Here is a 13,553-nt window from a genome sequence, read left to right on the forward strand (position 1 = left end):
CATCCCTTGAGACCACCAATCGCATCGCAGTTGGGTCTGGCTCACTCGAGTGGAAGTTGTCGTTCAATTGAAGTTACCTTCGAGGCAGCAACTACTCGTTCTACGTCTCTGAGTCGTCGTACCCACTACTGAGCCGCTTGCCTAGCGCCAGGAGAATAATTGACCAACTCGTCACAGACCGAGTCCTCGCAGCGCAATAAACGACCCAAGAACTCGGGTCAGCGCCAAGGCAACACTCAGCGCCGTCGCGCTCGCCCCGGCGACGACACGGGCGTTATCCCCGTGTTGGCTCGCGCCGCACGCGAGGTTGAGACTGCTGTTCAGAAGGGCCCGCTCAAGCCGACCAACCGAGCACGTTTCCAGGTCGCAGCACTGTTGCTGCGTGAAGAGCGTGCCCGCGTGAAGACGGATGCCACTCTCACCGAATCCGAGCGTGCCAACGAACAAAAGCGCCTCGATGGCCTCGCGGGCATCCTCGCCAAGACGGCCGCTCGCGACACGAGCTTGCTGTCGATGTTGGGGGAGTCGGCGCCGATCACTCCCGCGGCTAAGGCGCTGCGCCGCGACCTCCTACTGGCTGCCGGTGTCGAACTCAGCCCCGATGAACTGATCATCGCTGAAGAACCGAAGCCCGTCGACAAGCAGGTCGAGAAGCAGGTTGTTCCGGCATCCGTTCGCCAAATGCAAATGGCGAACCCTTTCTTGGCACCTGATTTCAGCGCGATCGCGCCCAAGCCCGAGCACAACAACCGTCTCGCTAACTGGGAACTCATCGACCCACTATTCCGTGCGTTCGAGCACGGCTCTGGCGGCGGAGCGGCGTCGATGGAGCTGCCCGAAGCTGAATCGCTGCGTACCCGGGGAGATCTTGAGCTGATGCGCCACCAGGCGCGGTTCGTCGAGGTCGTCAAGCAGGGCCACCGCACGTTCTTGCTCGCCGATGAGCCTGGACTGGGTAAAACCGCTCAGGCGCTCATGGCCGCCGAAGCCTCTAACTCGTACCCCTTGCTCGTTGTCGTGCCCAACGTCGTGAAGACCAACTGGGAACGTGAAGTTGAACTGTGGACTCCTGGCCGCAGCGCCACGGTGGTTCACGGCGACGGCGACACCGTCGATGCGTTCAGCGATGTCGTCATCGTGAACTACGAAGTTCTCGACCGTCATGTCGGCTGGCTCGGCCGTTTCGGTTTCAAGGGCATGGTTGTCGATGAAGCTCATTTCATTAAGAACCTCAAATCTGAACGCTCCAAGCACGTTTTGAGCCTGTCGCAGAATATTCGTGCGACGTACCCGAAGGCGCTGCTCATGGCGCTCACGGGAACCCCGCTGATCAACTCGATCGAAGACTTCCGAGCCATCTGGCAGTTCCTCGGCTGGATTGACGGCACCAAGCCGCTCGCCCCGCTCATGTCGAAGCTCGAAGACACCGACCTCACGCCGGCTGATCCCGGCTTCTTCTCCGAGGCGCGTCGTGCCGTTATCGATATGGGTATCGTGCGCCGCAAGAAGGTCGACGTTGCTGCCGACATTCCTGCTCGACGCGTCGCCGACATCCCGGTCGAACTCGACAGCGACCTCGGTCGCTCGATCCGTGCCGCCGAGCAGGCCCTCACCGCTCGCCTTGTCGACCGCTTCACTCGCGTTCGCAAGCTCAAGCCCGATGTGGCCATCGAAGATCTCATTCGCGTTGTCGCTCACGCCGAACTCGAAGAGTCGAAGAGCGCCACTACCGGTGAGAACGTTTTCACAATGGTGCGGCGAATCGGTCAGGCCAAGGCAACGCTGGCCGCGGACTACACCGCGCAGCTCGCTCGTTCGGTGGGCAAGGTCGTCTTCTTTGCTAAGCACATCGATGTCATGGACACCGCTGAGGCGCACTTCGCCAAGGTCGGCCTCAAGGCCGTCTCGATCCGAGGCGACCAGAGCGCCAAAGCTCGCCAGAACGCGATCGACTCGTTCGCTAACGATCCCGAGGTTTCGGTTGTCGTAGCTTCGCTGACTGCTGCTGGTGTCGGCCTCAACTTGCAGGCTGCATCCAACGTCGTTCTTGCCGAGTTGAGCTGGACGAACGCCGAGCAGACGCAGGCGATCGACCGCGTTCACCGCATCGGTCAAGAGCTGCCCGTCACGGCTTGGCGCATTATTGCCGCGCACACCATTGACGCCCGCATCGCCGAACTCATCGATAGCAAGGCCGGCCTCGCCGCGCGTGCACTCGACGGTTCTGATGAGGATGTCGTTGCTGAAGCGAACATTCAGTTGCAGGCGCTCTCATCGCTGCTTCGCGACGCTATTAAGGAATAGCTGATTCGTTAAGAAATGGCTTTCTGGCCATGGCTTTTTCTCCAAGTCTCCGGGTGCGCGAGCGTACAATTGAGGCGTGATCACAGTGTGTGTGTATCGCGCCGTAAATCAATGGAGATGAGAAAAAGAGTTGAGCAACGCCCCTGTGCAAAACACCGCTACCCGTATCGAATCCGATTCACTCGGTTCGCTTGAGGTCCCAGTAGACGCGTATTGGGGAGTGCACACGCTTCGCGCGATGCAGAACTTTCCCATCACGCGTCGTGCTATCTCCGTTTATCCCGATCTCGTTCGAGCGCTCGCTCACATCAAGCAGGCTGCGGCACGCGCCAACGCTGAGCTCGGCGTGCTCGAGTCTCGCAAGGCTCACGCGATCGACCAGGCTTGTCAAGAGATTCTCGATGGCTCCTTGCACGCAGAGTTCTGCGTCGGCGTTATTCAGGGCGGTGCCGGTACCTCCACGAATATGAACGCGAACGAAGTAATCGCGAACCGGGCTCTGGAAATTTTGGGGCACAGCAAGGGCGAGTACTCGTTCTTGCATCCCATCGACGATGTTAACCGCAGCCAGAGCACGAACGACGTGTACCCCACGGCGATTAAGCTTGCGATGGTTTTCGGTGTTCAGCGACTGTTGGTGGAGCACCAATTGCTCTCCGAATCGTTCGGTGCTAAGGGCCGCGAATTCGTCAACATCCTCAAGATCGGCCGCACCCAGATGCAGGATGCGGTGCCGATGACTCTGGGTCAAGAGTTCACCGGCTTCTCGCACACGCTCGAAGAGGACTACGCGCGCCTCACCGAAGTTCTGCCGTTCATGAGCGAAATCAACATGGGTGCTACCGCGATCGGCACCGGCATTACCGCCGACTCGCGCTACGCCGAAGCTGTGCGCCGTCACCTCACCGAGGCCACGGGCATCGAGATGAAGACGGCGTTCGACCTCATTGAGGCCACGAGCGACGTTGGAATCTTCATGACCCTCAGCAGCGTTCTCAAGCGCTCTGCAGTGAAGCTTTCCAAGATCTGTAACGACCTTCGCTTGCTCTCGAGCGGACCTCAGGCTGGCTTCGGCGAAATCAACTTGCCTGCCAAGCAGGCAGGGTCGTCGATCATGCCCGGCAAGGTCAACCCGGTTATTCCCGAGGTCGTCAACCAGGTCGCCTTCAGCGTGATCGGTGCGGATGCCACGGTTACCGCCGCGGCGGAGGGCGGCCAGTTGCAGCTCAACGCGTTCGAGCCCGTGATTGCGCACTCGATTCTGCAGTCGGTGGCGTGGATGACCAACGCCTGCCGCACTCTGCGCGAGAACTGCATCGACGGCATCACTGCCAACGAGGAGCGCCTTGCGGCTCAGGTCGAGTCGAGTGTGGGCGTCGTTACCGCCTTGACCCCGTACATCGGTTACGCGGCAGCAGCAAACCTCGCGCACACGGCGCTCACCACGAACGCCTCCATCGCGCAACTGGTGGTCTCCGCGGGACTCATGAAGGAAGAAGATGTTGCCCGCGTTCTTACCCCGGAGCGTCTCAGCGGAGTTTCCCCGATGACGGCAGCGATTTCTCTTCCGTGGTTGGAAGAAGAAGCTAAGTAGTCACTACGCACACAACCCGGGCCCTCTCACGGAGAGGACCCGGGTTGTGTTGTTGTCAGAGCGAGGGAGTGATGCCGCTATTTGGCGGGGAGCTCGTCGTCGTCGTCATCCTCGTCGTCGAGAGGCGCGAGCGCTTCGTCGCGTGCTTTACCCGCGGTCGTGAATGCGCGGTCGATGGCGTTCTCGCCGCGTTCGCGCAGTTCAGCGAGTTCTTTGTTTGCGTTCTCGCGCACGTCTTCGGCTGTCTCGGTGACGCGGCCGACAGCACCGCGAGCGGTAGCCGAGGCGCGATCAGCGATCTCTTTAGCGGACTCTTTCGCGTTGTCCGCAAGGTCCTTGGCGGTTTCCTTCGCCGTGCCCGCGAAGTCCTTGGCAGACTCCTTGGCGTTCTCGGCAAGCTTGGTGGCGGTGGTGCGAGCAGTCTCGGCGAATTCGCGAGTGTTCTCGGCGACATCCTTTGCCTTCTCGGTGACAAAGCCGGGAGTCGCCTTAGCTACTGCTTCGGCCTTGTCGAGCAGAATCGGGCCCTGAGTGCGCGCGTAATCCTCGACAGACGTGCGTGCTTTAGTCACGCGAGGGCTCTCCCACACTTCGGTGGCCTTGCCCTTCATCTGGTCGTAGCGTTCACGGCCTGCGCGCGCGCCAACGACGTATCCAACAGCGATACCAAAACCGAGAATCAAGAGTCTGACGTTCATGTGCCCAGCCTACGGTGAGGTTGCGTTCTGCTCTACCTAGAGTGGCCGCGATCTCCACAAGTGCATGCACGCGTAGCTGCGCCAGGGAGCCCACTGGCGTGAGTACTGGGTGAGCGCTGTCGCGGTGGCGGGAAGCCCCAACTCACCAGCACCTTGGCGCACGACGAGGTCACTGCTGAGCATGATGTCGGAGGTGCCGAGTACCCGCATTGCCATGTAGCCGGCCGTCCACGGGCCGATCCCGGGCATCGCGACAAGCTTTGCTGTGAATTCATCGACAGGGGTGGAGACATCCAACTCGAGCTCGCCCGACGCGATTGTTTCGGCAACGCCGAGGATGCTGGCGATACGTGTTTTGGGGCCACGTAAAATCTCGGCCCCGGATGCCGCCAACACTGCTGCGCTCGGGAACAGCCCGTCACTGCCCAGCTCGGTCACGATCCGGGCATGCACGGTGCGCGCAGCGGCAACCGAGATCTGCTGCCCGATGAGCGTGCGGAACAGGGTCTCCTCGGTATCGACGCTGCCCGGCAAACGCATTCCGGGCACGCGGGCCACCGAGCCCGCGAGGGCCGGGTCGCTGCTGAGCGCGCGGTCGATCGCGAGCGAGTCGGCGTCGAGGTCGAAGAGGCGACGCACGCGGGCGACGAGCGGGGCGACATCCGAGATGGTGGCGAGCTGTGCTGTGCACGTGATGCCCTGGTCGCCGAGTTCCAGGCGCACGTGGGCGATGCCGCCGGGCAGACGGATGGCGCGTTCCAGGCTGGTGGCGCTGGCTGTCTCGATCCCCGCTACCGCATGATTCGCGAAGAACGTCATGAGCCCGGCACCGTCGAAGGGTGCCCGTGTCGGCAACCGTAGGGTGAGGGCAGAAGGGCGCTCGTGTGCGGTCTGGGGATGCGCTGCCGCTCCGCGCCGAGCGAGCGTGCGCAACTGGCTTGGCGTGGTCTCGTACACGGCCTGGATGGTGTCGTTGAACTGGCGGATGCTCGAGAAGCCGGCAGCGAAAGCCACGTCGGAAATACTCAGTTCCGTTGCGCCGAGCAGCGTTCGGGCGGCTTGAGCGCGGTGCGCACGGGCGAGAGCGAGTGGGCCGGCTCCGAGCTCGGCGGTGAGCACTCGGGTGAGGTGGCGGCTCGTGTAACCGAGGCGAGTCGAAAGCCCTTCGACTCCGTCGCGTTCGACGACTCCGTCGGCGATGAGGCGCATGGCGCGGGAGGCGAGGTCGTCGTTGAGGTTCCATTCCGGGGAACCGGGAACGGCATCCGGTTGGCACCGCTTGCAGGCGCGAAGTCCAGCTTCGTGGGCTGCAGCCGCGGTGCGATAGAAACGCACATTGCGTGGTTTCGGTGCCACGGCGGGGCAACTGGGGCGGCAGTAGATTCCGGTGGAGTGTACGCCCGCAATGAACTGTCCGTCGAAGCGGGCATCCCGCGAACACAGCGCGCGGTATTGCTCATCGAAGCTGAGCGTGGGGGAAAGCATGTTCTCACTCTGTCACTAGCCCGGCGCTGTGACCAGCGGAAATCAGACATCACCCCACCGTGCTCTCGTGCGGAAACCACGGCAATTCTCGTCAGAAATCTGGGGAAGCGACTACAGTCGCAGCGTGGAATCTTCGTGGACAGCCCTTACCGTCGTGGCCGCACTCTGGCTCGTAGCTTTTTCAGCGCAGGTCGCTGACTACGCAACGGCACGCTTCGATCACTTGCGACTGGCTCGCGGTGTTCGTACGCGCCTGCGCCTGCATCCGGTGGCGTGGACAGTGCCTCTCGCGGGAATCGCCATCGTGGCGCTCACGATCTCGGCTGATTGGAGCACTCGCCTCTTCTTCGCCGACCCCGCTCAGGCTCCCGCCGCCATTCTGATTGCGCTCGGCACGGTGGTCGTCGCCGTGATTATCGTGGCCATCATTGCGGTCGTCGTCGTGCGCCCGCCCGCCGATAGCTACCGACTCGTGCGCGACGAACTGCTCGAATCAGCGGGTCTGCGCATCCACCAAGACCAGGTTGACGAGTTCCGCGCTCGCGTCACCGCCATCGACAATGCCACCAAAGCCCACCGTGCTGCGGATGCCGCCACGGTGTCAGCGGCCCTGCAACTGAGCGTGCGCACCCCGCATCGTCTCATCGCCCCCGTGTTGGCAGTCGTTCTTGTAGCGGTGTCTGGCATCGCTGCGGGGCAGGACTCGGCGTCCCCCTGGGTAGTGCTTGGTGCTGTTCTCGCGGTTGTGGTGAGCGTCGTAGTGGGAATTGTGGCGGCCCAGGCATCGCTGGCGCTCGCGATGTCGGTGCGCTCCACTCAAGACGTGTACCGCGGCGAGCTCATGAGCCTGATTGTGGAGGCGGAGCGATCGTCAAAGAAGCGCGTCGCGGGACTCGGCGACCGAGTCAATCGTGCGCTCAGCATCCTTCGAGAGCAGCAGGAGGGCACCAAGTAGCAACGGGAGCTGCAGCGCCCGCACGCTAGTCTCGATGTCATGACCGCGAGTGATCCTTCTTCCGTGACTCCTGACTACACGGCGGCTTCGGGGCGCACCGCACCCAGCCCCACCGCGGCATCCGCTGAGATTGCGCAGGAAGCGCAACAGCACCAGTTGCCGCCCCACGTTCCGCAGCCTCGCGGCCCCGGCCTTCTTATTTTGGGGATCCTGGGCGTCATCGCTCTGTCGTTCGTGCTGCTCTTTGTGATCGTCTATGTGATCTCGGGCATCGGAACGGATGCGTTCGCACTCGGTGGCATCTTGGCTATCGTGCCGCTGGCTGTGGTCTTCTTCGCGGTGCGATGGATCGACCGGTGGGAGCCTGAACCTCGCCTCGCCGTGGTCTTCGCGTTCCTGTGGGGTGCCGGTGTTGCAGTACTCCTGGCGCTCATCGTCGGGGCTGAGATCGACAACGTCATCAACGCTCTGGGCGGCCCCGGCCCGGCCTACGACTTCTTCTCTGCCGCCATTCAGGCGCCGATCGTTGAAGAGGCAGGCAAGGCCCTCGGCATCCTCGTTATCTTCTGGGTGGCTCGACGTCACTTCGACGGCCCGGTGGATGGTCTCGTCTACGCCGCGTGGATCGCCGGCGGCTTCGCTTTCACCGAGAACATTCTTTACTTCGGCTCGGAGCTTGCCAGTATCAACGGCAGCGGAACCGGCATCCTGCAAATGTTCCTCGTCCGCGGTCTCATGTCGCCGTTCGCGCACGTGATGTTCACCGCGTGTACGGGGATCGCGCTCGGCTTAGCTGTGCGTTCCCGCAGCAATGGTCGCGCTGTCGGTGTCTTCGCCGTGGGGCTCTCCCTTGCGATTGCGCTTCACGCGCTGTGGAACGGGGCGCTCTTCTTCGTCAACGACTTCTTCGGCTACTACGCGATCGTGCAGTTCCCGCTCTTCGTCGTCGCCATTGTGATCGTGGTCTACCTGCGTCGTCAGGAAGCGCGGATGACGTTCGACCGGTTGGCCGAGTACGCCAACGCTGGCTGGTTCAATCAGGACGAGGTCGCGGTCTTGGCCACCCCGGCTGGTCGTCGTCAGGCGCTCGCGTGGGCAGCGCGCAACAACAAGCGCGCGGTGATGAAGGTCTACATTCAAGAAGCCACCCGGCTCGCGTTTGCTCGCCAGCGCATCATCACCGGTAGAGATCAGATCGGTGCCATTGCCGATGAAGCCGTTTTGCTGGGCGCCATCGTCGAAGCTCGGCACGCTCTTACGGGAGCACAGCGAGCGCACTAGCAAATTCGCTACAGCGCGCGTCAGCGGGCGATCGATAGTCAGCGATCGTTAGCCAGCCATTCTGAGGAAGAACTGGAGCCCCCATACCGCGATGAAAATACCAGCGGTGATGAGGGTCGCCGTGGGAACACCGCTCTTGAGGCGTTGACCGCGCGGCGCGACGAGATTCACGCTGCGATCGCCGATGGTTCCGTCGGCGTAGTTGCGGGATTGGCGCAGAGCTTTCGTGCCTACCGTGTCGGCGATGCCTAATAGTCGGCGGTGAACGGCGGGGTCGACAAGATCGAAGGGTTTCGGCGAGTACACCAACAGCCAGCGATCAACGACCTCGACGTCGTAGGGGGCCGCTTTGTCGATGAGAAGCGCCATGAGGTCGGGCGTAAAAACATACAGAGCGTCACGTTCGTACGCTTTCGGGCAGTACAGGGTGAAGTGGGTGTCGAAGTCACCCTCGAGGCTCAGTGCCTGATTTTTGGCAAAGGTTTGCGGCAGATTGGTGACGCCGAACAGCTGATTGTTGGCCGTGGCATCCAACACCATATGGGGGAGCGCGCGATCGAGTTCGAGCGCGAGGAACCCCCAATTGTGCGTTTGGCGGTTCTTTCCGGAGCCCGTGGTGTACCGGTAGTTGCCGTAATCGAGAGTGCGCCCGCTCGCGCTGCGAAAACGATTGTGAATCGAGCGATTGCCGCCCTGAGTGAAGATGAGCCCGGGATAGAACGCCGTGCTGTCGAGAGGCGAAAAGACGAGGTCGTTGTCGTCGGCGAACTTGTTCATGCGGTAGAAGCGCTGCCACGGTCCGCCGTGCTTGCGCCACGACGTCACGCCGACATAGCCGCCACCGATGATCAGCGCGAGTACCAGAAGGCTGAAGAACAGCACCGGGATCGCTGCGAAGAAATTGCCGCTCAAGAAGGCTGACTGAAACGAGCCGCCCACGATCCCCATGATGGGGGCTCCGAGAAAGAGTGCAAAGAATGCAACAACCACCACGATCAGCACGATGGTGCCGGTGCGTTGAATGTGTGAGTATCCGAAGTGGTCACGGCGAGACGACTTGAACGCTGCGACATCGTGCGGGTTCACCGGATAAATCAACCCGGAATAGTCGATGGAACGCAGCATCCGACCATCGTAGGCCGCGGGAGGCCCAGGGGAGCAGCCTCAATTCGGGGGTGATCACTGCGTTCGCAACGCTGGGGGTCAGCGTTAGCAACGCAGGCGGGCAGTTTGGAAGAAACAGCGCCGGGCTGTTGCGGTTGCGCAAACCGGCCGTTAACAGACTCATCGCCCACCGGTGCGGCACTGCCTGCGACTCTGGTGAGCGATGAGTTTTAACTGCTTTCAGCGTGCCACTGACTCGAGCAGAGCGCAAGAGTTAATCGGCGAATTTATAGTCAAAAAGAGCGTACGATTGAAGGTCGCAATTTGGAGAGGACACCGGATGTTATCGAGTGAGCTTGAACGCGAGCGGGCGTACGTCCACGGCCTCTATCGCCGGCTGGATGCGCTGCGTAATGCCGCGCAAGAGCAGCTGGAATCTGTGCGTCGCAGCGCGCCGGGCGGTACCCACCAGAATCGCTCGGAACGAGACGCTTTCGCGCGCATCTACGAAGATCGCATCGGGCAGCTCCGTGAGATCGACGAGCGACTGGCCTTCGGCCGGCTCGAACTCGAATTGGATGCCGACAGCGACATTGATTCGGAAGGCACCGCTGAGCGCCCCGTGCGCTACATCGGCCGTATCGGCCTGCGGGATGAAGAGCAGCGCCCCCTGCTGCTCGACTGGCGTGTTCCTCAAGCGCGAGCGTTCTACCAAGCAACCGCGGCGACGCCTCTCGGCGCGCGCGCTCGCCGTCACTTGCAGAGCAATGGTCGCGACATCGTTCGTATCGACGACGAGATTTTCGACACCGAGCTTCTTCACACTGACACCGCCTCCCTCCAGGGCGAAGCAGCATTGATGGCGAGCCTCACTGCTGAGCGCACGGGTCGCATGGGCGATATCGTCGCGACGATTCAGGCCGAGCAAGACGCCATCATCCGTTCCGAACTTCGCGGTGCCCTCGTCGTGCAGGGTGGTCCCGGCACCGGCAAGACGGCGGTCGCGCTGCACCGTGCCGCCTTCTTGCTGTACTCGCATCGGGAACGGCTCTCGGCATCCGGCGTGCTCATCGTGGGGCCCTCGCGTTCGTTCTTGCGTTACATCGAAGCAGTCCTGCCGTCGCTTGGAGAGACCGGTGTCGTGCTGGCGAGCCTCGGCCAGTTGTTCCCTGGTGTGGATGCCCGCCACGAAGACATCGACTCGGTGGCACAGCTCAAGGGCTCGCTCGAGATGGCCGCGCTCATCAAGCGTGCGGTTCGTTCGCGTCGGGTGGTGCCGACCGAAACCCAGCGCATGGAAATCAATGGCGAGATTCTGGATGTTCCCGCCGACGTCATCCGGGCGGCGATGCAGAAGGCGTGGGATTCGCACAAGCCGCACAACCTTGCGCGCGTGGTTTTCAACAAGGCGGCGATCGCGGGAATTGGCCGTTTGCTGGCCGACCAGTTGCGGTCCCACGGCAACACGATTGACGATGCTGACCAGAAGTGGCTGCGCGAAGACATTCGAACGGCGCACGACGTGAAGGTTGCGCTCAACACCGCGTGGATGCCCCTCACGCCCGAGAAGCTCGTGAGCGATCTCTACGCCCGCCCGGGCTGGTTGCGCAGCCTCACGCCCCGCTGGACGCCCGAAGAGCGTGACCTGCTGCGTCGTGAGCGCGATGCCCCCTTCACGATCAGCGATGTTGCGCTACTCGACGAAGCGGCAGAGCTTCTCGGTGAAGTCGACGTCGCTCAGACCGCAGCGGAACGCGAGCGCAAACAACAACGCAAGCGCGACGTTGAAAACGCTGCCGCCGCCATCCGGAACATGGATGTCGAAGGCATGATCGATGCTGAGACTCTCGCGGAGGGATTCGAGGCCAGTGCTGAGCGCGCGACCACGGCGGAACTCGCTGCGGCAGACCGCTCGTGGACGTATGGCCATATCGTTGTCGACGAAGCGCAAGAACTTTCGCCCATGCAGTGGCGACTGCTTGCACGCCGTAACCCGCTCAAGTCCTTCACGATTGTGGGCGATGTTGCCCAGGCCAGCGCGGCTGCCGCAACGAATAGCTGGGGTGCTGCGCTCGCCGCGGATATCGGTGAGCACTGGCGACTCGAGGAACTCACGGTCAACTACCGCACTCCGTCTCAGATTGTGGCGGTGGCCGAAGCGGTCGCGCTCGCCCACGATGTATCGATCACCCCGTCGCGCGCGGTTCGCCGGAGCGAGTGGCCCGTCGATGTCACCCTGGTCTCGGCAAGCGAGCTGGGTGCTCGTGTCAGTGATGTTGTGGGCGCTGATCGTGCAATTTCGAGCGACGGCACTGTGGCCGTAATCGTTAGCGATTCGCTCACGAGCAGCATTGTGGATGCTCTGCAGCAGTCTTTCGCGGGCGACGTGGGCGAGGGCGCTGCCGGCCTCAACAAGCCGATCGCCGTGCTCACGCCTCGCGAATCAAAGGGGCTGGAGTTCGATTCCGTTGTGGTCGTGGAACCGCAGCGCATCGTGGATGAGATTTCTCGTGGTGCTGCAGCTCTCTACGTGGCGATGACTCGCTCGACTCAACGGCTCAGCATCGTTGCTTCTCAGGGGCTACCCGAAGGTATTCCCGCCCCGGAATAAGGGTGGTCAGGGGAGTTGACCCCCACTCGGGTATGCCCAATAGTGGGGGTTTCGGCGGATTCACAGGTTGGGCACTATAGATCTAGAAGTTATTCCTCGGGGGAGGAACCTTCACTCGGGAGCGATTCTTCGCCACGAGTCGGGCCGGAGGCGGGGGAGCCTCCGGCCCAACGTATTTCTGCATGCATCTCACTGCATGGAAGAGCTGGAGGGTCTGCGTGCCGCAGAATAACGATCTTCGCGGCCGGATCGCTGGACAGTCAGCCATGGCCGCCGTCATTGCGGCGCAAGCGCACCATGCGCGTCGCGGTCTTCTTGCGCGCACCATCGGCCTCTCACCACTCACCGCTGAAGGCCGCGCGCACTATCGCGGGGCCGTCGGCGAGCTCCTTGTGGGGTCGATTCTTGACCATCTCGGTCACAGCTGGGACATTCTCCACGGAGTGCCTCTCGGGGAAACATCGCTCGATCACTTCGCCGTGGGGCGGGCGGGTGTGTTCGCTATTTCTGTCGTGAATTGTCAGGGAGACGATGTCGCGATCAACGGTGATGAGCTCGTTATCGCCAAGACCGTTAGCCAGGCCACTACGCAGGCGCGAGCTGCGGGGCAGCGTGTTGCCGCCGCTCTCAGCGCGGCAATGGGCTCACCCGTGAACGTCGTCCCTGTGCTCGTGATCGTCGAGCCCGTCAAGGTCTCGACGCTAGCGGTGCCGGCTGACGTAAGGGTATTGACGTCAATGCAGCTTGAGCAGTGGCTTCTGTCAGCGCAGGCAACGCTCTCGGGGGAAGAAGTTGCGACCCTGTCGACGGTGGCCGAGTCAAGCACTACCTGGCCCGCTCCGCAGCAAGCGACGATTGCCTCGCGCACGATAACGCGCGAATTCGTTCGCATCCACCACGATGTGCGTCGAGCGAGTGCTCGACGCTTCGTCTGGGTGGTGGTCGCGCTCGTGGGGACCTTCCTGTGGGTATGGTCACTAGCCTCCGTTTTTGCATCACTTGTCGTAGGCCCCTAGCGCGTCGAGCACTTTCTTAGCTGTCGTGGGGCACGATTGGGGAATGTTTCGGCGTCATCCCTATCTGAGCGCTGCCACGTTCAGCTATCTCGCCGTGGTGGCTTGGCTGACGCTGAGCCCGCAAGCTCCCGACCAACGTGATGGTCCGCTCTGGCAACTGGCGGTTTTTCTCGACCGGTTTCAGGCTACGCAGTGGCTCACTTTCAATGACCTCGAGTTCATGGCCAACATTGCGTTGTTTGTGCCGGTGGGATTGTTCTTTGTTCTTCTCGTCGGCAAGCGCCAATGGTGGCTCGCGCTTGGCCTCGCGGTTCTACTGACGGCGGGAATCGAATGGGTGCAGCAGTTCATTCCCTCCCGAGTCTCTGACCCGCGCGACATCGTTTCCAACTCCGTCGGAGCGACGATTGGTGTGGTGGTCACTCTGAGCGTGGCCGCAGCACGCGAGCGGGCTCGTCGCCGGCGTCGTGATCGACCAGCAGGAAACTATTCCTCCGCACGCTAA

10 protein-coding genes are annotated in these 13,553 nt (G+C 62.1%); 7 read left to right on the top strand and 3 right to left on the bottom strand.

From position 1 onward, the window contains the following. Positions 1 to 159: 159 nt before the first annotated feature. Positions 160 to 2,304, top strand: coding sequence for a DEAD/DEAH box helicase (locus ACWTV1_RS11500; RefSeq protein WP_100390034.1), 2,145 nt, complete (start codon positions 160 to 162; stop codon positions 2,302 to 2,304). A 130-nt stretch (positions 2,305 to 2,434) separates the two neighbouring features. Next, positions 2,435 to 3,898, top strand: coding sequence for an aspartate ammonia-lyase (locus tag ACWTV1_RS11505; protein ID WP_341620832.1), 1,464 nt, complete (start codon positions 2,435 to 2,437; stop codon positions 3,896 to 3,898). Between the two features lie 77 nt (positions 3,899 to 3,975). Here ACWTV1_RS11505 and ACWTV1_RS11510 read toward each other — a convergent pair whose 3' ends face one another. After that, the gene (locus ACWTV1_RS11510) at positions 3,976 to 4,596 is read right to left on the bottom strand and encodes a protoporphyrinogen oxidase (protein WP_498505432.1); all 621 of its coding nucleotides are present in this window, start codon (positions 4,594 to 4,596) and stop codon (positions 3,976 to 3,978) included. Between the two features lie 36 nt (positions 4,597 to 4,632). Continuing rightward, on the bottom strand, positions 4,633 to 6,081 hold the full coding sequence (locus ACWTV1_RS11515) for an AlkA N-terminal domain-containing protein (protein WP_498505433.1): 1,449 nt from the start codon (positions 6,079 to 6,081) through the stop codon (positions 4,633 to 4,635). Between the two features lie 124 nt (positions 6,082 to 6,205). Here ACWTV1_RS11515 and ACWTV1_RS11520 point away from each other — a divergent pair, with 124 nt between their 5' ends. Next, a complete protein-coding gene (locus tag ACWTV1_RS11520; protein ID WP_498505434.1) occupies positions 6,206 to 7,036 on the top strand; it encodes a hypothetical protein in 831 nt (276 codons plus the stop codon). A 39-nt stretch (positions 7,037 to 7,075) separates the two neighbouring features. After that, positions 7,076 to 8,317, top strand: coding sequence for a PrsW family intramembrane metalloprotease (locus tag ACWTV1_RS11525; RefSeq protein WP_100390039.1), 1,242 nt, complete (start codon positions 7,076 to 7,078; stop codon positions 8,315 to 8,317). Positions 8,318 to 8,365: 48 nt separating this feature from the next. Here ACWTV1_RS11525 and ACWTV1_RS11530 read toward each other — a convergent pair whose 3' ends face one another. Next, positions 8,366 to 9,442, bottom strand: a complete 1,077-nt coding sequence (locus ACWTV1_RS11530; RefSeq protein WP_498505435.1) for a hypothetical protein — start codon at positions 9,440 to 9,442, stop codon at positions 8,366 to 8,368. Positions 9,443 to 9,761: 319 nt separating this feature from the next. Here ACWTV1_RS11530 and ACWTV1_RS11535 point away from each other — a divergent pair, with 319 nt between their 5' ends. From ACWTV1_RS11535 to ACWTV1_RS11545, 3 genes are all read left to right on the top strand, one after another. Then, on the top strand, positions 9,762 to 12,032 hold the full coding sequence (locus tag ACWTV1_RS11535; protein ID WP_498505436.1) for a HelD family protein: 2,271 nt from the start codon (positions 9,762 to 9,764) through the stop codon (positions 12,030 to 12,032). 218 nt (positions 12,033 to 12,250) lie between these two features. Continuing rightward, positions 12,251 to 13,048: a nuclease-related domain-containing protein gene (locus ACWTV1_RS11540; RefSeq protein ID WP_498505437.1), complete on the top strand. Its 798-nt coding sequence runs from the start codon at positions 12,251 to 12,253 to the stop codon at positions 13,046 to 13,048. Between the two features lie 43 nt (positions 13,049 to 13,091). After that, the gene (locus ACWTV1_RS11545; RefSeq protein ID WP_498505438.1) at positions 13,092 to 13,553 is read left to right on the top strand and encodes a VanZ family protein; all 462 of its coding nucleotides are present in this window, start codon (positions 13,092 to 13,094) and stop codon (positions 13,551 to 13,553) included.

This window comes from Salinibacterium sp. VpJ6, assembly GCF_059767345.1.